This is a genomic window from uncultured Alistipes sp. (genome assembly GCF_910580175.1).
GTDB lineage: Bacteria > Bacteroidota > Bacteroidia > Bacteroidales > Rikenellaceae > Alistipes.
In genome coordinates this window covers 39,365-57,272 of the sequence record NZ_CAJTXD010000006.1, presented here as the reverse complement: position 1 = coordinate 57,272, position 17,908 = coordinate 39,365, and the positions used below count along the sequence as shown (strand labels likewise).

Genomic DNA, 17,908 nt, shown 5'->3' with positions numbered 1-17,908 from the left:
CCTCCTTTTCTGAAGAAATCCCTCTCTAATATGTGCTGAATTTGTAGACCGTTTTCTGGCAGTAGAGTTCGCCCGGGTGCAGCAGCGGCGAGGGGAACTCGGGGCGGTTGACCGCATCGGGGAAGTTCTGGCACTCGATCGCCACGCCGGCATGGTCGGCGTAGCGGCCGCCCGATTTGGTTTCGGGGCATCCGCCCGAGAGCCAGTTGCCCGTGTAGATCATCACGCTGGGCTGCGAGGTCAGCACTTCGACCTGCCGGCCCGAGCGCGGGTCGCGCAGACAGCCGACTTCGCCCAGGATGCCGGCCTGCCAGCCGTCGAGGGCGAACGGGTGGTCGTAGCCCCGGAAGTCGCGGATATGGTTGAACTCCGAGCCGATGCCGTCGCGCAGGGGGCGGAATTGCCTGAAATCCTGCGGTGTGCCGGCCACGTCGAGCATGCGTCCCGTGGGGATCTGCCGTTCGTTCATCTCCGGTACGCGGCTGCTGTTGAGCCGCAGTTCGTGATCCAGCACCGAGCCGGAGGCTTCGCCCGAGAGGTTGAAGTAGACGTGGTTGGTCAGGTTTACCGGCGTCGTGCGGTCGGTGCGTGCCAGGTAGGTGATCTCCAGCGCATTGTCGTCGTCGAAGTCGAAGATCGCCTGCACGTGCAGTTCGCCCGGATAGCCCTGGTCGCCGTCGTCCGAGAGCAAATCCATCACGATGCGGTTGGTCTCCGCGCTGCTTTCCCATACGCGGTCGGCGAAGCCTTGCGTGCCGCCATGCAGGTGGTTGCCGTTGTTGTTGCGTTCGAGCCGGTATTCCTGTCCGTCGACCGTCATGCAGCCGTCGGCTATGCGGTTGGCAACGCGGCCCACGCTCTTGCCGCAGGCGGCGCTGTCGCGGAAGTAGCATTCGGGGCGTTTGTAACCCAGCGCCACGTCGGCCATGCGCCCTTCGCGGTCGGGCATCGTCACGGCCACGACGGTTGCGCCGTAGTTGGTCAGTTTTACTTCGGCGCCCTGTGCGTTGCGCAGGGTGTAGAGGACGATGGCCTCGCCCTCGGGCGTCATGCCCCACAAATCCTGCTCGATCTCGATCATGCCTCCGCCGGTTGCAGCGTTTCCAATATCCGGTCGATGCGGCGCAGGCACTCCTCCTTGCCGATGAACGCCGTCACGTCGTACATGCCGGGGCCTTTGCCGGCACCCACGAGCGCCAGGCGCAGCGTGTTCATGACCTGGCCCATGCCGTAGCCTTTCTCTTCGATCCAAGCATGGACGATGCGCTCGGTGTTCTCCAGCGAAAAGTCGTCGATCGAGGCCAGCACGCCGCGCAGCTCGCGGAGGATGGCCGGGTTGTCGCCTTTCCAATATTTGCGGGTCTGCTTCTCCTCATACTGGGTCGGCGCTACGAAGAAGAACGAGGTCAAATCCCATAAGTCGGTCGTGAGCGTGGCGCGCTCTTTCATGATACCCGCCGCACGGCCTGCCAGGGCGTCCGGCACTTCGATGCCGTGTTCGCACAGGATCGGCTGGTAGAGCGCGGCCAGCTCGGCGTCGCTCTTGCGGTGCATGTATTGGGCGTTGAACCATTTGGCCTTGTCGGGCTGGAAGCGGGCGCCCGATTTCGAGACGCGCTCCAGCGAGAAGCTGCCGATGAGTTCCTCCATCGAGAACAGCTCCTGCTCCGTGCCGGGGTTCCAGCCCAGGAGGGCCAGCATGTTGATGAACGCCTCGGGGAGGTAGCCGTCCTCGCGGTAGCCGCGCGACGTCTCGCCCGTGGCGGGCGACTTCCAGAAGAGCGGGAAGACCGGAAAGCCCATCTTGTCGCCGTCGCGCTTCGAGAGCTTGCCGCCGCCCGTGGGTTTGAGCAGCAGCGGCAGGTGGGCGAAGGCGGGCTGCGTGCCGCTCCAGCCGAACGCCTTGTAGAGCAGGTAGTGGAGCGGCAGCGAGGGGAGCCACTCCTCGCCGCGGATGACGTGCGAGACCTCCATCAGGTGGTCGTCGACGATGTTGGCCAGGTGGTAGGTCGGCAGGGCGTCGGCCGACTTGTAGAGCACCTTGTCGTCGAGCGTCGAGGTGTTGACTTCCACGTGGCCGCGGATCAGGTCGTCCATCTTTACCACTTCGTCTACGGGCATCTTGAAGCGGATGACCCACTGGTCGCCGCGGTCGATGCGCGCCTTGACCTCCTCGGCGGGCAGCGCCAGCGAGGTGGCCAATTTTTCGCGCACCCGATGGTCGTAGGCGAAGGCTTCGCCGCGGGCTTCGGCCTCCTTGCGCAGGGCGTCGAGTTCTTCGGCCGAATCGAACGCATAGTAGGCCCAGCCCGTCTCGACGAGCTGGAGGGCATATTTCAGATAGATTTCGCGCCGCTCGCTCTGGCGGTAGGGAGCGTGGGGGCCGCCGACACCGACGCCCTCGTCGATCTCGATGCCGCACCACTTGAGCGATTCCATGATGTAGTCTTCGGCGCCCGGCACGAAGCGCTGCGAATCGGTATCCTCGATGCGCAGGATCATCGTGCCCCCGTGCTGGCGGGCGAAGAGGTAGTTGTAAAGCGCCGTGCGTACGCCGCCGATGTGCAGCGGCCCCGTGGGGCTGGGGGCGAAACGGACTCTGACAGGTCTTTCCATCGTTTTTTTCGTTAGTATATTTTCATCGGGCCGCAGCCCGCGGAGCGTGAGTACCAGAGTTGCGAGTCTCCGCATCCGGGGAGTGCGGCTCGCCCGGCTCTGCCGGAAGTTCGATAGTAAAAAAGCGTCTGTTATTTTATCCGGTATTCGATCCGCATGGTAATGCGGGCCTTCTTGTTGCGCGACGAGGTGTTGAACGAACCGCCGGCCGAAAACTCCTCGTTGGAATTGGCGCCCGTAATCTGGAAAACGCCCATGCGGGCCGAAGCCACGCGGCCGATCTTCGTGCCGGCGTTGGCGGCGATCTTCTCGGCGCGCGTGCGCGCGTCGGCCGATGCGGTTTCGATGAGACCCATCTTCACGTCGTCGAGCTTCGTGTAGTAGTAGTCGGGGGCATAGGCCTCGATCGAGACGCCCTGGGCGATGAGCGACGAAATTTCGCGCGAGATGGTCTCGACCTTCTCCACCTCCTTGGACTCGACGGTAAAGCGCTGGCGCAGCTGGTAGCCCGAGAAGCGCTGCCCGGCCCACTTGCCGTCCTGGTAGACGGTGGCGTACTGCTTATCGACGTTCACGAACTCGAAGACCACGGCGTCGTCGGCCAGACCTTTCGAGGTCAGATACTGCTTGACCTTGGCCTTGCTTGCCTCGATCTGGGCATAACCTGCGGCCACGTTGGGCGCCTCGGCCGTCAGCGTGCCCGTCCAGACGATCAGGTCGGAGGTAAACTCCGTCTCGCCGAGACCCGTCACGACGATGGTGTCCTGCGAACGGTATTTGTAGGTGTAGGAACGACCCAGAACAAAAGCGCAGACGATGGCTGCGGCAGCGATGATGATGTACTTTTTCATGGTACGATATTTTTTAAGTTTCTGAAATCCGATGTCGTGTCGCGGCCATGCCGCTGCCCCGCGCAAATCGATCTTTATACGTTGAACAGGAAGCGCATGATGTCGCCGTCCTGGACGATGTATTCCTTGCCCTCGATGCCGATCTTGCCCGCGTCGCGGCAGGCCTTTTCCGAACCCAAGGCCACGTAGTCCGCATATTTGATGACTTCGGCCCGGATGAAGCCCCGTTCGAAGTCGGTGTGGATGATGCCGGCCGTCTGGGGGGCTTTCATCCCGCGCGAGTAAGTCCAGGCGCGGGTTTCGTCGGCCCCCGTGGTAAAGAACGTTTCGAGATCGAGCAATTTATAGGCCGATTTGATCAGACGCGCCACGCCCGACTCTTTCAACCCGAGGTCTTCGAGGAAAAGCTGCCGCTCCTCGTAGCTCTCCAGCTCGGCGATGTCGGCCTCGGTGGCCGCCGCGATGATGAGCATTTCGGCTTTCTCGTCGGCGATGGCCGCCCGCACGGCTTCGGTATGGGCGTTGCCCGTCGCGGCGCTCTTTTCGTCGACGTTGCAGACGTAGAGCACCGGTTTGTCGGTCAGCAGGTTGAGGTCGGCGACCAGCTTGCGGTCTTCCTTCTCCAGCTCCACGGTGCGGGCCGAACGTCCTTGTTCGAGCACCGCCTTGTATTGCAGCAGCAGCTCGACCTGTCGCTTGGCATTCTTGTCGCCGCCCGAGGTGGCCTGCTTCTGCGTCTTGGCCAGGCGCCCCTCGACGGTCTCCAGGTCTTTGAGCTGCAACTCGGTGTCGATGATCCCCTTGTCGCGCACGGGGTCGATCGAACCGTCGACGTGGGTGATGTTGCCGTTGTCGAAGCAGCGCAGCACGTGGATGATGGCGTGGGTGTTGCGGATGTTGCCCAGGAACTTGTTGCCCAGCCCCTCGCCCTTGGAAGCGCCCTTTACCAGACCGGCGATGTCCACGATCTCGATGGTCGTCGGGACGACCCGCTTGGGGTTGTCGATTTCGGCCAGCTTGACGAGCCGCTCGTCGGGTACCGTGATGACGCCCACGTTGGGTTCGATGGTGCAGAACGGGAAGTTGGCCGCTTGGGCCTTGGCGTTGGACAAGCAGTTGAAAAGGGTCGATTTACCGACGTTGGGCAATCCTACGATGCCGCATTGAAGTGCCATATGATAGTTGTTTTCGTTTCGACGGGCAAATATACGAAAAGTCGGGAGCAGAAGCAAGCAGTAGCTTGATTATGCTGCGACGAAGTATCTAATTTATAGACGAAGTATCTAATATGAAAGGGCCGACGCAGCACAGGATTCGGGTTGTGCTGCAATAAGGTTCGGGTTGCAATATCATTACTCCCAAAATGCCGTCGGTCGGGTGTCGGGATGTCGGGTCAGTGCCACAGCGGCGTGTTGCGTAGAATCCACCAGCCGATGACCGCTGCCAGATAGACGCGCACTGTGACGGGATGCTGTATGTATTTCAGCACGCTTTTTTCGCCGGGCGGGCGCAGCGTTGTGAAAGCTACCAGCGCCAGATAGGGCAGCGAGACGACCAGAAACGGGTTGCAGGCCATCGCTTCGGCCCATGCTCCGTGCAGCACGGCATGCAGTGCCCGTTGGGAGCCGCATGCCGGACAGTCCAGCCCCGTGAGAAGCCGGAACGGGCATTTGGGCGCCCAGACCGCCGAGGCCGGGTCGATAAAATAATAGACCGCAGCCAGGGCCGGCAGTGCTGCTGCCAGTGCAGCGGCGATCAGGATTTTCCGGGTCAAGCGAGTTCGCCGCACATGGCCGCCAGACCGATTATGGCGACAACTACGATGATGTAGATGACGAATATGGCAACGGCCGTGCCGGCACTGATCCAGCTCCATTTGCGGGCGTCGCGGGCTGCCTGATTGGCCGCGTCGAAGTTGCCGGCGGCCCAGTAGGTGTCGACCTGGGTAGCTTTGACGATGGCTACGATGCCGAAAGGCAGGCAGCAAAATACGGTGGAGAGGATCGCCCAGATCAGACCGTTGTCGGGCTTTTGCATTGCAGGTTCCATAAAATAGCGGTGTGTTATGTTCGTAACGATTTACAAAGATACGAATAAGCGAGAGCAAAAGCAAGCGAGCTTGCATTTTGCCAAGCGAGAGTATCTTGGGCGAAGCCGAAAAACGAATATGTCGGTATTGTTGTTTGCATTCCGAAAAATGCGTATCTTTGTAATTGCGGAGCCGGTTCCGCTGTTTGTTGTCGACTTTTTACCATGTCTGCTCCTTTGGCTGAACGTTTGCGCCCCCGCACGATGGACGAATACATCGGGCAGGAGCATCTTGTCGGCAAGAGCGGGGTGTTCCGCAAGTTCTTCGAGACGGGCAACGTCCCCTCGTTCATCCTTTGGGGGCCTCCCGGCGTGGGCAAGACCACCTTGGCGCGGATCGTCGCCACGCAGCTGGAGCGGCCGTTCTTCACGCTCTCGGCCGTCACTTCGGGCGTCAAGGAGGTGCGCGAAGTGATCGAGTCGGCCCGCAAGCAGCAGTTCTTCGACCGCAAGCCTCCGTTTTTGTTCATCGACGAAATCCACCGGTTCAACAAGTCGCAGCAGGATTCGCTTCTGGGGGCCGTCGAGCAGGGCGTCGTGACGCTCATCGGCGCCACGACCGAAAATCCCTCGTTCGAGGTCATCTCGCCGTTGTTGAGCCGTTGTCAGGTGTATATTCTCAAAGCGTTGGAAGACGCCGATCTGCAAACTTTGCTCGACCGGGCGCTCGCGACCGACGCCGAGTTGAAGGAGCGCCAGGTCGAGGTGCAGGAGACCGGGGCGCTCTTCCGTTTTGCGGGCGGCGATGCGCGCAGGCTGTTGAATATTCTCGACATCGTGGTCGGCGCCACGGACGGCAAGGTGGTCATCTCCGACCGGCATGTGACCGATTGCCTGCAACAGAACATCGCCCTCTATGACAAGAACGGCGAGCAGCACTACGACGTCATCTCGGCGTTCATCAAGTCGGTGCGCGGCAGCGATCCCAATGCCGCGATCTACTACCTGGCCCGCATGCTGGCCGGCGGCGAGGAGCCGCGGTTCATCGCCCGGCGGCTGGTGATTCTGGCCTCGGAGGACATCGGGCTGGCCAACCCCAACGCCCTGCTGCTGGCCAATGCCTGCTTCGACACGGTGCACAAGATCGGCATGCCCGAGGCGCGCATCACGCTGGCCGAGACGACGATCTATCTGGCGACCTCGCCCAAGAGCAATTCGGCCTACATGGCCATCAACAAGGCGCTGGCGCAGGTCGAGCGCGACACGACCAACCGTCCGGTGCCGCTGCATCTGCGCAATGCACCGACCAAGCTGATGAGCGGGGCGGGCTACGGCAAGGGTTACAAGTATGCCCACGACTTCGAGGGGCATTTCGCCGACCTGGAGTTCCTGCCCGAGGGACTTTGCGGTACGAAATTCTACTGCCCCGACGTGCAGAACGCCGCCGAAGCGAAGATCGCCGAACGGATTGCCCAGCTCTGGAAAGGGAAGTACGAATGATTTAATCCGGGGCATGTTCCGATGCCCCAAAAAACGAATAGATCATGAAGAAACTGTTTATTTGTTTGTTCGCCGCAGCCATGTCGCTTGCTGCGGGCGAAGCCTCGGCCCAGGAAAAAACGGCTTGCGACGCCCCGGAAAAAGGCTGGTGGCTCGGCGGCGAAGTGGGGTTCTGGCACACCAATCAAGATGGCTTGGGCACCAACTCGTTTACGCTCTCTCCCGAGGTGGGCTACGACTTCAACAAGCGGTGGGCTATCGGCGTGGGCATCGGATATGCCATCGTCAGCGCCGAGGTGGTCGGCTCCGAGCCGGAGCGGGCGAACATCTTCCTCTTTGCACCCTATGCCCGGTGGAAGTATTGCAACACGGGCCGCGTGTCGCTGTTCCTCGACGGCGGACTGGGCCTTGCGGGCGGCGACATGGACGGCGTGAAAGTCGGCATCCAGCCCGGTTTGGCCGTGCGGGTCAGCAAGCATGTGCGCTTCCAGGCCCATCTGGGTTTCCTGGGCTATTGCAGCAACTATTTTAACGACGGAGTAGACGACAGTGAGGGTTTCGGTCTGCGGTTTTCGTCGTCGGATTTGAAATTCGGGTTTTATTATACGTTTTAGCATCCGTCCCGACATTCAACATGGCAGCCCGGACCGCAAAGTCCGGGCTGCTTATTCGAATCGCGTCGTCTGCGGCTCCTGCCGTGCGACCGCGAGGGGCTAATCTATTCCTCCTTCGGGTTCTTGAAAGACGTGTCGTCCGGTTGGGCGTCGCCTTTCTTGCGGTTGTAGAGGAAGCGGCGGATCTTCTGCGTCGGGGTCTTCACGAACTCCTCCTTTTCCTCGACCACTTCCGATATGCGCGAGAAGCGCGCTACCTTGGCGTTGACGAAATCCATGATCTCTTTCTTGAGCTGTTCGGTCTTCGCCTCCCAGGCTTCCTTCTTGGTGTTCCATTCTTCGCGCCAGTCGTCGATCATCGTTTCGATTTCGTCGCGGTTGAAGTGCACCAGCGCCACCAGACGCCCCTCCTGCTCGGTGACGATCGCATCGGCGATGCAGACGTGGGAGTTCAGTACGCTTTCGATGTCCTCGGGATAGATGTTTTCGCCGCCCGGGCCTAAAATCATGTTCTTGAGCCGCCCTTTGATGTAGAGCCAGCCGTCCTTGTCGAATTCGCCCAGGTCGCCCGTGCGGAACCAGCCGTCGGACGTGAAGACTTCGGCTGTCGCTTCGGGATTCTTGTAGTAGCCCAGCATGATGCTCGGGGTGCGGGCTACGATTTCGCCCTGCCGTGTCTCGGGGTTCACGTTTTCCAGCCGCAGCGTTACGCCCGGTGCCTGCGGGCCGGTCGACCCCAGGCGCACCTGCGACGGCGCGGCGCCCGCCAGCAGCGGCGCCGTCTCCGTGAGGCCGTAGCCGATGGCATAGGGCACGCCCGATTCGAGCAGGAATTTCTCGGCCCCGCCGTCGAGCTTCGAACCTCCGATGCCCAGGAAGCGCAGCCGGCGGCCGAAGAGCTTCATCAGCTTCTTGCCCGCCACGCGGTGGAGGTAGCGGCGCATGAAGCCGATGCGGTAGAGCGTCCGCCACATGCGCGTGGAGTTGAACTTGGCCAGCACCTGGTGGCGGTATATCTTCTCGATGATCAGCGGCACGATGAGCATGACCGTCGGCCGCACCGCGCGCAGCGCCGGCATGAGGGCCGTGGCCGTGGGCGGACGATCCATGTAGACCACGCGGGCGCCCATCGAGAACGGATAGATCAGGCCGATCGAACACTCGTAGGTGTGCGAAAGGGGCAGCACCGAGAGGAACACGTCGTCGGCTTCGACCGGGAATATCGACGAGGAGAGCTGCACCTGTGCGCACAGCGCCGCATGGGTCAGCATCACGCCTTTGGGTTTCGAGGTCGTGCCCGAGGTGTAGATGATGGCCGCCAGATCGTCGGGCTGCGGCACGGCGGTCGATCCCTCGCCGTGGACATGTTGGGCGATGACGCCCAAGTTTTTCGTGCGCACCACGACGTTGAGGCGTTCGATGGTCGTCTTCGAGAGCTTGGTAAAGAGTTTGTCGGACACCAGCAGCGCCTTGGCCTCGGAGTGTTCGATGATCATGTCGAGTTCTTCGCCCGAGAAGTCGGGGAGAATCGGCACTGCGACCATGCCGGCCGAGGTCACAGCGAAGTAGCAGATGCCCCAGTTGGGCATGCTGCTGCTCAGCAGCGCCACCTTGTCGCCGGCCCGCAGGCCCGCTCCGGTAAGGATTTGTTGTACTTTCTCGATACGAAGGCCCGCTTCGGCGTAGGTCACGTCGTCGCCTTCGAACATTGAGAAAGCGATGCGCGAGGCGAACTCACTCACGCTGTGGCGAACCATTTCGTAGAGCGTATTGAATGCCATGGTTGATCTCTTTTTTGAGCGATGGAACATGCGAAAGTTCGGTACAAACTTACGAATTTCCGATTAAAAATCACTATTTTTGGTGCAAAATATCATCATGCTCGATTCTCGGATCATCAAAAAACTTGCCGCCGATGCCGGATTCGATCTGTGCGGCGTGACGCCTTGCCGGCATCTGGCGCAGAACGAGGAGTGGTTTCGCAGCTGGCTGGCGCAGGGGCGGCAGGCGTCGCTGGAGTATTTGGAGCGCAACGTCTCCAAGCGTTTCGATCCCGGGCTGCTGGTCGAGGGGGCGCGCACGGCGGTCGTCTGTGCCGTGAGTTATAAGAATCGCGCGGGCGAGGGGTATCCCGACGCTCATCGGGCCAAAGTCGCGTCGTATGCCTGTACCCGCGACTATCATGCGACGATCCGGGAGATGCTGGGCCGGCTTTTCGACGGACTGAAAGCGCTCGATCCGGGGCTTGAGGGGCGCACGTTCGTCGACACGGCGCCGCTGGCCGAAAAGCAGCTGGCCGTCGAGGCCGGACTGGGATGGATCGGCCGGCAGTCGTTGCTCGTGACGCCGCAGTTCGGCTCTTATATACTATTGGGGGTGCTGCTGCTGTGCGACGAGACGGAGCATTGCGATCTTCCGTTCGAGGGATCGCGGTGCGGGCGCTGCCGCAACTGCATCGACAGCTGCCCGACGGGGGCGATCGTCGCGCCGCGCGTGATCGATGCCGGGCGCTGCATCTCGTGCCACACCATCGAGCGGCAGCCGTCCGGGGAGGTCGACCTCGACGGCTGGATCTTCGGCTGCGACCGCTGCCAGAGCTGCTGCCCCTATAACCAGAAAGCGCCTGCGCATGCCAACCCGGCGTTCGATCCGCTCTTCGATCCGGTGGCCATGACGCCCGAAGAGTGGGCGGCCATGAGCGAGGAGGAGTTTGCGGCCCGCTTCGGCACGACGCCCCTGACGCGCAGCGGACTGGAACGAATCAAACGCAATATCGAACCGTAGCGGCCGTGGGGCGGTGCATTCGGCGGTTCGACAGTCCGACGGTGCGGTGCATTCGGCGGTTCAACAGTCCGACGGTGCGGTGCGTTCCGATGGGGCGGTGTGTTCGAAGGCGTGGCCGTGAGGGGGCGGCGGTTCGACGGTTCGACGGTGCGGCCGTTCGAGGGCGTGGCCGTTCGAGGGCGTGGCCGTTCGGTAGTGCGGTGTGTTCCGGCGCTGGAGAAATCTTTTCCTTTATATTTTACCCTCGGCTTTCCATGCTTTCGATCGAGGGGTTGGTGGCGGTCACGTCTTGCTCGATCTGTTGTTGCGTCGGGGCTTCTCCCGGCGCGGCGGGAGTGATCCGTACGCCGTTTTCGGGCATGTTCTGCGTTACGACCGGCACGCGCATCGCCTTACCCGGGCGGGTGTCGGCCGTCGTCATCTTGTTGTTCTGGTTCTGCATCCCGGTTGCGGGATTGTCGTTGCAATTGTTCTTTTCCATACTCTTTTTTGGCGGGAGCGGTGCAAAGGCCGTACCGAAAAGAGGATAAAAAGAAACGCCCCCTCGTCGTGAGGGGGCGTTTTGTCGTCCGTTCCGGAGTTTATTCCGATACGATCGCCTCGCTCGGGCATACGCCTGCGCAGGTGCCGCAGTCGATGCACTTGTCGGCGTCGATCACATAGATATCGCCGGCCGAGATCGCCTCTACGGGGCACTCGCCGATGCAGGTGCCGCAGGCAACGCAAGAGTCAGTAATTTTGTAAGCCATGACTGAAAAAAAAGTTTGTTGTTAATGTGTGTCTGCAAATATAGAAAACTTATGGCGAATAATCTGCATTTCGCCGCTATTTTTTTGCCGCCGTTCCATAAAACGGCCCCGAACTCCCCCGTGCGGCGTTGCTGTTGCAGCATGCGGGGCCGGCTTGCGGGCTTCCCGCCGTTCAATCGATTTTGTCGAATCCCGTGTAGGGCACCAGCACCTCGGGGATGCGGATGCCGTCGGGCGTCTGGTTGTTCTCCAGCAGCGCCGCCACGATGCGCGGCAGAGCCAGCGACGAACCGTTGAGCGTATGGGCCAGCTGGGTCTTCTTGTCGTCGTCGCGGTAGCGGAGCTTCAGACGGTTGGCCTGGAACGACTCGAAGTTCGACACCGACGACACCTCCAGCCAGCGTTTCTGCGCTTCGGAGTAGACCTCGAAGTCGTAGGTCAGCGCCGAGGTAAACGACATGTCGCCGCCGCAGAGCCGCAGGATGCGGTAGGGCAGTCCCAGCGATTGCACGATGCTCTCTACATGGGCCACCATGCCGTCGAGGGCTTCGTACGACGTCTCGGGCAGCGACAGCTGCACGATTTCCACCTTGTCGAACTGGTGCAGGCGGTTCAGTCCGCGCACGTCCTTGCCGTAGGAGCCGGCCTCGCGGCGGAAGCAGGGCGTGTAGGCCGTCATCTTCACGGGGAAGTCGCTCTTGTCGAGGATCACGTCGCGGAAGATGTTCGTCACGGGCACCTCGGCCGTCGGCACCAGGTAGTAGTTGTCGGCCGTGGCGTGGTACATCTGCCCCTCCTTGTCGGGCAGCTGCCCCGTGCCGAAGCCCGAGGCTTCGTTGACCATCACGGGCGGCTCCACCTCCAGATAACCTGCGCGGGTGTTGCAGTCGAGGAAGTAGTTGATGAGCGCGCGTTGGAGACGGGCGCCCTTGCCCTTGTAGACCGGGAATCCGGCGCCCGTGAGCTTCACGCCCAGGTCGAAATCGATGATGTCGTATTTGCGGGCCAGCTCCCAGTGGGGCAGCGGGTTATCGGGCAGCGGGGTGTAGTTCTCCACGAGCTTGACCACCAAGTTGTCTTCGGCCGTGCGCCCCTCCGGAACGATCTCGGCCGGGAAGTTGGGCAGCGTGACCAGTGCAGCCTGCAAGGTCTCCTGCACCTCTTTCGACTCGGCTTGCAGCCGCGAGGATTTCTCTTTCAGGTCGCTTACGAAGCGTTTGCGTTCTTCGGCTTCGTCGCGGCGGCCCTGACCCATGAGGGCGCCGATCTCTTTGGCCGCCTTGTTCTGGGCGGCCAGGGTCTCGTCCAGCTCGGCCTGGAGGGCCTTGCGGCGGTCGTCCAGCGTCAGAATCTGGTCGACGGCCGGTGCGGCGTCGACGCCCTTTTTGGCCAGACGGCGTACGGCGGCTTCGCGGTCGTCGCGGATTTGCTTTATCGTCAGCATGGTGTAATGTGTTTGCTTTTGGAATCGCAAAATTACAAAACAATTCGGCAAGTGCGTGCATTTTCGAGCCGAAATTTTCCGAAATTATCTTACTTTTGCACAATGAACTTAACGCGCTGAAAATGATGTCCCGCGTGAAAACCGTCGAGTTGCTGGCTCCGGCCAAAGATTATGCTTCCGCCGTGGCGGCCATAGATTGCGGCGCCGATGCCGTCTATATCGGCGGCGCGCGGTTCGGTGCGCGGCAGGCTGCCGGAAACGACGCCGGGCAGATCGCGCGCGTGGCGGAGTATGCCCATCGCTTCGGCGTGCGGGTGCATGCCACGCTCAACACGCTGTTGTGGGACAGCGAGCTGGAGGATGCCGAGCGGCAGGCCCGCGAGTTGATCGACGCCGGGGTCGACGCGCTGATCGTGCAGGACATGGCTTTGCGGCGGATGAATTTGCCTGTCGAGCTGCACGCCTCTACGCAGGTGTCGGTGCGTACGCCCGAGATGGCGCGTTTTCTGGGCGACGCCGGGTTCGCGCGCGTGATTCTTGAACGGGCCTTGTCGTTGGACGAAATCCGGGCCGTCTGCGCCGCGACCGATGCCGAGGTCGAATGTTTCGTCCACGGGGCCATCTGCGTCGGGTTCAGCGGGCGCTGCTTCCTTTCGCGTTCGATGTCGGAGCGCAGCGGCAACCGCGGGGCGTGCAGCCAGCCGTGCCGCCTGCCGTGGGACTTGACCGACGGCGCCGGACGCACCTATCTGAAGTCGAAGCACCTGCTTTCGGTGCGCGACATGAATCTTTCGCAGCGCATCGGCGATCTGCTGGACGCGGGCGTCGCGTCGTTCAAGATCGAGGGGCGGCTCAAAGATACGAACTACATCCGCAATGTCGTGGCGGCCTATCGCCGGGCCGTGGATGAGGCGCTGGCCGTGCGGCCAGCGCTGCGGCGCACGTCGGCAGGCGAAAGCGTGCCCGACTTCAAGCCCGATCCTTCGAAAAGTTTCACGCGCGGCGAATCCCAGTATTTCTTCGACGGCAAGCGCTCCGGTGTCGCGTCGTTCGACACGCCCAAGGCGGTGGGTGAGCGCATCGGACGCGTCGCGCGGGTCGAGGGCCGGGCTTTCCGGCTGGACGGGCCGGCCGATCTGGCGTCCGGCGACGGCATCTGTTTCGTCTCCGACGGCGAGCTGGTCGGCACCAACGTCAATGCCGCCGATGCTGGCCGCATCGTGCCCAACCGGTTGGAGGGCATCGGGCCCGGAACGGAGATTTTCCGCAACTACGACCACCGGTTCAACAAACAGCTCTCCGCCAGCCGCATCCGCCGGACGATCCGTGTTGCGGCGCAGGTCGAGGTGTCGGACGATCGCATCCGTCTGACCTGCACCGATTGCGAAGGCGTGCAGGCTGCGGTCGAACGTGCGGGCACCTTCGATATGGCGAAAAACGGCGATGCCAATGTCGCGGCGATCCGCGCCCAGCTGTCGCGCAGCGGCGAGACGATTTTCCGTGTGGACGAAACGACGGTCGACGGCGGCGAACGCTTCGTGCCGGCGTCGCTCATGGCCGAACTGCGGCGCGAGGGGCTGGAGAAGTTGTTGCAGGCGCGCATGGCGCAGCCGCGGCCGCATCGCATCTTGCCCGAGAACCGGGCGGCCCGTTATCCGTCGCCGACCGTGACGGCCGAGGAGAACGTGACCAACCGGCTGGCCGAGGCGTTCTATCGCGATCATGGCGTGGAGCGTATCGAGCCGCCGCTGGAGCTGGCTTCTTCGTTCGCGGGGCGATGCGTCATGCGGTCGTCCTACTGCATTCGCCGCGAGATCGGCGAATGTCTGCGCGAGCGGCCCCGTCTGCGCGGCGACCTTTATATCGAACACGGCACGCAGCGCTATCGGCTGGAGTTCGACTGCGCGCAGTGCGAAATGAAACTGATAAGCGAAAAATAAGGGCCGCGGCTTACGGGGCTGGGCGGGCTGCCGCCGCGAGATCGGCAAAGCGTGTCCCGCAAGTTGCTGTTGCGGTAAACTGAACGAATCCATGCAGGAACAATTGACACCCCTTTTCGGGGATTACGAACTCATCGACACGGGCAACTTCGAGAAGCTCGAACGTTTCGGCCGTTATGTCACGCGGCGTCCCGAGCCGCAGGCGATCTGGCGCCCCTCGCTGCCGGAGAAGGAGTGGCAGCGGGCCGATGCGGCCTTTCTGCGCGATGCGCGCAGCGACGAGCGGGGCGAGTGGCGCCTGCGTCCCGGGGTGCCCGACCGGTGGACGGTGGGCTATGACTTGTGCGGCAAGACCTTGCGCATGAGGCTGGGACTCACGTCGTTCAAACACGTGGGGTTGTTCCCCGAGCAGGCGGCCAACTGGGATTTCATCTACGACAACTGCCGCCGGCTGCAAGCGGCGGGCAAGATGCCCCGGGTGCTCAATCTGTTTGCTTATACGGGCGGCGCCACGCTGGCGGCTCGGGCCGCGGGGGCCGAGACTACGCATGTCGATTCCGTGAAGCAGGTCGTGACGTGGGCGCGCGAGAACATGGAGGCGAGCGGTCTGGACGGCGTGCGCTGGATCGTGGAAGATGCGCTGAAGTTCGTGCAGCGCGAGGTGCGGCGCGGCAACCGCTATCATGGGATCATCCTCGATCCTCCGGCCTACGGACGCGGCGCCAACGGCGAGAAATGGATCCTGGAGGACAACATCTGCGAGATGCTCGAATGCTGCGCGCAGCTGCTGGAGCCGGCGGCGGACGCCGATTCGGCGGCACCCGGTCGGGACGGGGAAAACGGCGCGCATGCGAGCGCTTTCCTGGTGCTCAACCTCTATTCGATGGGGCTTTCGTCTACCTTGGCCCGCACGGCCGTGCGTCAGGCGTTCGGTGCGCCCCGCGAGGAGCAGTGGGGCGAGCTTTGTTTTACCGACCGGAGCGGCAAGCAGCTGCCGCTGGGGACATACTACCGGTTCACAAGGTAAATGAAAGGGTAAGAGCGATTGGCTGTCGGAGAAGCTGACGAGGGGTGTTCGGGCAAGACCGAGACGCCGCCCGTCCAAGCCGCCGGCAAGTCAAGCCCCTGCAAAGAGATCGAAAGCAAACGAAGCCCCGCGGCGGGCATAAATACAAGTTGATTATGACTTCTTTTCTGACCTTGATTTTCGGTGCACTGAGCGGTTGTTTCCTCTCGGTGCTGGTGGGTATCGTCGGCAGTCGCCGCCGCATCGGCTTCGGAGTGCCGTTTTTCGTCAGCCTGCTGTTCACGCCGCTCGTGGGCCTGATCGTCGCCCTGTTGAGCGATCCGCTTCCTTATGCCGACCGGCGGTGGGGCTGCTTCGGCACCTTGTTCGCCCTGCTGGGGCTTTTGTGCCTGGTGCTTTTCGTCTTGTTGCTCGCCGGGGCGATCGTGCTTTAGAACAGACCGTAGATGACGATTCCTGCTGCGGCCGAGAGGCAGATCAGCAGGATGGGGTTGACCTTGCGCCACGATCCGACCAGCACGGCGCCGAAAAGCATCCAGCTCCAGCCGTCGATGAAGTTGCGGTCGCCGGGGGCGTCGCTGCGGGGAAAGATCAGCAGCAGGGCCGCCGCGGCGATCATGCCGATGACCACGGGCCGCATGCCGCGCATGGCCCCCTCGACCAGGCGGTTGTTCTTGAGCCGCATGAAGAAGCGCGCGACGAGGATCATGAGCGTCAGCGACGGCAGACAGACGGCCAGCGTGGCGATGACCGAACCCAGCATGCCGTAGACCGGGTGTCCCAGCTGCATGCCCACCGTGTAGCCTACGTAGGTCGCCGAGTTGATGGCGATGGGGCCGGGCGTGATCTGCGACACGGCTACGATGTCGGCGAACTGGGCGTTGGTCATCCAGGCGTGCTGCACGACCACCTCGTTCTGGATGAGCGAGAGCATGGCGTAGCCGCCGCCGAATCCGAAGAATCCGATTTTGAGATAACTAAGAAAGAGTTGCCAGAGAATCATGTCGGTTCTGCATTAATCCCTTTTCGGGGGTTCGGTTCCGCTTCCGCGCTTTTTCAGCTTCCCGGCTATCGTCAGCTCCCATGCGATTCCTGCGGCGGCCGCTCCGGCCAGCACGTAGATGGGCGACCAGCCCAGTCCCCAGATAGCCAGGGCTGTGGCGGCGATAACGAAGTAGAGAACCCGGTGCATGCCGCGGGCCAGCGAGACTACGGGGCCGATGATGAGCGCCACGACGGCCGGGCGCATCCCCTTGAATGCAGCGTCGACTATCGGATTGTTCCGGATGCCGGCGAAGAAAAGGGCGATGAGCAGAATGATCGTGAATGACGGCAGGATCGTGCCGCCCAAGGCCGCCGCCGCACCCCGCAGCCCTCGCATGCGGTAGCCCACGAAGACCGCCGTGTTCACGGCGATCGGGCCGGGCACCGACTGGGCGAGAGTCAGCAGATCGAGGAATTCGCGCCGCCCGACCCATGCCCGGCGGTCGATCATTTCGCGCTCGATGAGCGGAATCATGGCGTAGCCGCCGCCGAAAGTAAAAAGCCCGATCTTGAAGAACGAAGCGAAGATGGTAAATAACATTTTCTATTCGCGCTGCTTGTGTCCCAGGAGGGTGCGGATGCCGTCGATGAAGATCATCGGGTGGGTCGGGGCGCCCGGCAGCCAGAGGTCGACGCGGTGTCGGTCGAGGAACGAGCGGTTCAAGGCCCGGCTGCCGGCCAGCAGCCCGCCCGAGCAGGCGTCGGTGCCGCATGCCACTACGATCTTGGGTTCGGCGACTGCTTCGTAGCAAATATCGAGCGCTTCGGCCATGTTGGCCGAAATCGGGCCTGAAACGACCACTCCGTCGGCATGGCGCGGCGAGGCCGTGAAGCCGATGCCGAAGCGGCCGAGGTCGAAGTTGACGTTGCCCGTGGCGCCCAGCTCCATTTCGACCGACGCGTCGCCGCCGGCCGAGACTTCGCGCAGCTGGAGCGCCCGGCCGAAGCACTTGCGGATTTCGGGCCGCACGGCCGCGGGATCGAACTCCACGCGCGGCTGCCCGGGCCGCATGACCAGCCTCTCGCGCGTGGGCGCGCCGATGCGGTAGTCGTTCGTGAAGCGGATGTTGTGCGGTGCGCGGCGTGCGCACTCGCCGCAGAAGATGCAGCGTCCCAAGTCCAGCGAGAAAGGCGCGGGAACGATGGCGCCCGTCGGGCAGATCGCCACGGCACGCTCCAGGTCGGCGCGGTCGGGGGTGTCGGTCAGCACGGGGCGTCCGCGGAATTCGGAGGTCAGCTCCACGGCGTCGAGGTCGGGGATGTATTGTTTGCCGTGGCTGCGCAGAACGCGTATTTTCGGAAAAATCATAG

General features: G+C 62.4%; 19 protein-coding genes. 6 read left to right on the top strand and 13 right to left on the bottom strand.

The features are described from left to right. Positions 1-25: 25 nt before the first annotated feature. From QZ298_RS07830 to QZ298_RS07805, 6 genes are all read right to left on the bottom strand, one after another. Positions 26-1,081 carry an aldose epimerase family protein gene (locus QZ298_RS07830; RefSeq protein ID WP_296007694.1) on the bottom strand — a complete coding sequence of 352 codons (1,056 nt, stop codon included), beginning with the start codon at positions 1,079-1,081 and terminating at the stop codon, positions 26-28. Continuing rightward, positions 1,078-2,616: a glutamate--tRNA ligase gene (gene gltX, locus QZ298_RS07825; RefSeq protein ID WP_296007691.1), complete on the bottom strand. Its 1,539-nt coding sequence runs from the start codon at positions 2,614-2,616 to the stop codon at positions 1,078-1,080. The genes QZ298_RS07830 and gltX overlap by 4 nt, the downstream gene beginning before the upstream one ends. Before the next feature lie 131 nt (positions 2,617-2,747). After that, complete coding sequence (locus tag QZ298_RS07820; protein WP_296007688.1) at positions 2,748-3,467, bottom strand: SIMPL domain-containing protein; 720 nt, start codon at positions 3,465-3,467, stop codon at positions 2,748-2,750. A 74-nt stretch (positions 3,468-3,541) separates the two neighbouring features. Then, complete coding sequence (ychF, locus tag QZ298_RS07815; RefSeq protein ID WP_296007685.1) at positions 3,542-4,642, bottom strand: redox-regulated ATPase YchF; 1,101 nt, start codon at positions 4,640-4,642, stop codon at positions 3,542-3,544. Between the two features lie 218 nt (positions 4,643-4,860). Beyond that, complete coding sequence (locus tag QZ298_RS07810) at positions 4,861-5,241, bottom strand: DUF2752 domain-containing protein (RefSeq protein ID WP_296007683.1); 381 nt, start codon at positions 5,239-5,241, stop codon at positions 4,861-4,863. Further along, positions 5,238-5,516: a CD225/dispanin family protein gene (locus QZ298_RS07805; RefSeq protein ID WP_296007681.1), complete on the bottom strand. Its 279-nt coding sequence runs from the start codon at positions 5,514-5,516 to the stop codon at positions 5,238-5,240. The genes QZ298_RS07810 and QZ298_RS07805 overlap by 4 nt, the downstream gene beginning before the upstream one ends. Positions 5,517-5,720: 204 nt before the next feature. On the opposite strand from QZ298_RS07805, the gene QZ298_RS07800 reads away from it, so the two are divergent. Then, complete coding sequence (locus tag QZ298_RS07800) at positions 5,721-6,995, top strand: replication-associated recombination protein A (RefSeq protein ID WP_296007677.1); 1,275 nt, start codon at positions 5,721-5,723, stop codon at positions 6,993-6,995. Positions 6,996-7,039: 44 nt separating this feature from the next. Further along, on the top strand, positions 7,040-7,609 hold the full coding sequence (locus QZ298_RS07795) for an outer membrane beta-barrel protein (protein ID WP_296007675.1): 570 nt from the start codon (positions 7,040-7,042) through the stop codon (positions 7,607-7,609). A 104-nt stretch (positions 7,610-7,713) separates the two neighbouring features. Here the strand turns inward: QZ298_RS07795 and QZ298_RS07790 are convergent, their stop codons facing one another. After that, positions 7,714-9,390 (bottom strand): AMP-binding protein, encoded by a 1,677-nt coding sequence (locus tag QZ298_RS07790; RefSeq protein WP_296007672.1) that lies wholly within the window; start codon positions 9,388-9,390, stop codon positions 7,714-7,716. Positions 9,391-9,487: 97 nt separating this feature from the next. Here QZ298_RS07790 and queG point away from each other — a divergent pair, with 97 nt between their 5' ends. Beyond that, a complete protein-coding gene (queG, locus tag QZ298_RS07785; protein WP_296007964.1) occupies positions 9,488-10,393 on the top strand; it encodes a tRNA epoxyqueuosine(34) reductase QueG in 906 nt (301 codons plus the stop codon). Between the two features lie 238 nt (positions 10,394-10,631). On the opposite strand, the gene QZ298_RS07780 is transcribed toward queG, so the two are convergent. The 3 genes from QZ298_RS07780 to serS all read right to left on the bottom strand — a co-directional run bounded on the left by QZ298_RS07780 (position 10,632) and on the right by serS (position 12,586). Then, positions 10,632-10,874: a hypothetical protein gene (locus QZ298_RS07780; RefSeq protein ID WP_296007670.1), complete on the bottom strand. Its 243-nt coding sequence runs from the start codon at positions 10,872-10,874 to the stop codon at positions 10,632-10,634. Positions 10,875-10,974: 100 nt separating this feature from the next. Continuing rightward, positions 10,975-11,142: a DUF362 domain-containing protein gene (locus QZ298_RS07775; RefSeq protein ID WP_019151157.1), complete on the bottom strand. Its 168-nt coding sequence runs from the start codon at positions 11,140-11,142 to the stop codon at positions 10,975-10,977. Between the two features lie 172 nt (positions 11,143-11,314). Next, positions 11,315-12,586 (bottom strand): serine--tRNA ligase, encoded by a 1,272-nt coding sequence (gene serS / locus QZ298_RS07770; protein WP_296007667.1) that lies wholly within the window; start codon positions 12,584-12,586, stop codon positions 11,315-11,317. 134 nt (positions 12,587-12,720) lie between these two features. On the opposite strand from serS, the gene QZ298_RS07765 reads away from it, so the two are divergent. The 3 genes from QZ298_RS07765 to QZ298_RS07755 all read left to right on the top strand — a co-directional run bounded on the left by QZ298_RS07765 (position 12,721) and on the right by QZ298_RS07755 (position 15,987). Further along, positions 12,721-14,526, top strand: a complete 1,806-nt coding sequence (locus tag QZ298_RS07765) for a U32 family peptidase (protein WP_296007960.1) — start codon at positions 12,721-12,723, stop codon at positions 14,524-14,526. 91 nt (positions 14,527-14,617) lie between these two features. Then, on the top strand, positions 14,618-15,553 hold the full coding sequence (locus QZ298_RS07760; RefSeq protein WP_296007664.1) for a class I SAM-dependent methyltransferase: 936 nt from the start codon (positions 14,618-14,620) through the stop codon (positions 15,551-15,553). A gap of 155 nt (positions 15,554-15,708) precedes the next feature. Next, the gene (locus QZ298_RS07755; protein ID WP_296007660.1) at positions 15,709-15,987 is read left to right on the top strand and encodes a hypothetical protein; all 279 of its coding nucleotides are present in this window, start codon (positions 15,709-15,711) and stop codon (positions 15,985-15,987) included. Here the strand turns inward: QZ298_RS07755 and QZ298_RS07750 are convergent. The 3 genes from QZ298_RS07750 to QZ298_RS07740 are packed head-to-tail and all read right to left on the bottom strand — an operon-like array spanning position 15,984 to position 17,906. Further along, a complete protein-coding gene (locus QZ298_RS07750) occupies positions 15,984-16,556 on the bottom strand; it encodes a chromate transporter (protein WP_296007657.1) in 573 nt (190 codons plus the stop codon). The two genes, QZ298_RS07755 and QZ298_RS07750, sit on opposite strands and share 4 nt — an antisense overlap. 12 nt (positions 16,557-16,568) lie before the next feature. After that, entirely contained in the window at positions 16,569-17,138 is a 570-nt protein-coding gene (locus QZ298_RS07745) for a chromate transporter (protein WP_296007654.1), read from the bottom strand. 3 nt (positions 17,139-17,141) lie between these two features. Further along, positions 17,142-17,906 (bottom strand): NADH:ubiquinone oxidoreductase, encoded by a 765-nt coding sequence (locus QZ298_RS07740; RefSeq protein ID WP_296007651.1) that lies wholly within the window; start codon positions 17,904-17,906, stop codon positions 17,142-17,144. Positions 17,907-17,908 lie beyond the last annotated feature (2 nt).

What these genes read in the sequence shown, in the direction of transcription:
- gltX (WP_296007691.1), bottom strand. Translation starts at nt 2,616, where the DNA reads ATGGAAAGACCTGTCAGAGTCCGTTTCGCCCCCAGCCCCACGGGGCCG.
- QZ298_RS07750 (WP_296007657.1), bottom strand. Translation starts at nt 16,556, where the DNA reads ATGATTCTCTGGCAACTCTTTCTTAGTTATCTCAAAATCGGATTCTTC.
- serS (WP_296007667.1), bottom strand. Translation starts at nt 12,586, where the DNA reads ATGCTGACGATAAAGCAAATCCGCGACGACCGCGAAGCCGCCGTACGC.
- QZ298_RS07795 (WP_296007675.1), top strand. Translation starts at nt 7,040, where the DNA reads ATGAAGAAACTGTTTATTTGTTTGTTCGCCGCAGCCATGTCGCTTGCT.
- QZ298_RS07780 (WP_296007670.1), bottom strand. Translation starts at nt 10,874, where the DNA reads ATGGAAAAGAACAATTGCAACGACAATCCCGCAACCGGGATGCAGAAC.
- QZ298_RS07760 (WP_296007664.1), top strand. Translation starts at nt 14,618, where the DNA reads ATGCAGGAACAATTGACACCCCTTTTCGGGGATTACGAACTCATCGAC.
- QZ298_RS07740 (WP_296007651.1), bottom strand. Translation starts at nt 17,906, where the DNA reads ATGATTTTTCCGAAAATACGCGTTCTGCGCAGCCACGGCAAACAATAC.
- ychF (WP_296007685.1), bottom strand. Translation starts at nt 4,642, where the DNA reads ATGGCACTTCAATGCGGCATCGTAGGATTGCCCAACGTCGGTAAATCG.
- QZ298_RS07800 (WP_296007677.1), top strand. Translation starts at nt 5,721, where the DNA reads ATGTCTGCTCCTTTGGCTGAACGTTTGCGCCCCCGCACGATGGACGAA.
- QZ298_RS07820 (WP_296007688.1), bottom strand. Translation starts at nt 3,467, where the DNA reads ATGAAAAAGTACATCATCATCGCTGCCGCAGCCATCGTCTGCGCTTTT.
- QZ298_RS07755 (WP_296007660.1), top strand. Translation starts at nt 15,709, where the DNA reads ATGACTTCTTTTCTGACCTTGATTTTCGGTGCACTGAGCGGTTGTTTC.
- QZ298_RS07775 (WP_019151157.1), bottom strand. Translation starts at nt 11,142, where the DNA reads ATGGCTTACAAAATTACTGACTCTTGCGTTGCCTGCGGCACCTGCATC.
- queG (WP_296007964.1), top strand. Translation starts at nt 9,488, where the DNA reads ATGCTCGATTCTCGGATCATCAAAAAACTTGCCGCCGATGCCGGATTC.
- QZ298_RS07805 (WP_296007681.1), bottom strand. Translation starts at nt 5,516, where the DNA reads ATGGAACCTGCAATGCAAAAGCCCGACAACGGTCTGATCTGGGCGATC.
- QZ298_RS07790 (WP_296007672.1), bottom strand. Translation starts at nt 9,390, where the DNA reads ATGGCATTCAATACGCTCTACGAAATGGTTCGCCACAGCGTGAGTGAG.
- QZ298_RS07745 (WP_296007654.1), bottom strand. Translation starts at nt 17,138, where the DNA reads ATGTTATTTACCATCTTCGCTTCGTTCTTCAAGATCGGGCTTTTTACT.
- QZ298_RS07830 (WP_296007694.1), bottom strand. Translation starts at nt 1,081, where the DNA reads ATGATCGAGATCGAGCAGGATTTGTGGGGCATGACGCCCGAGGGCGAG.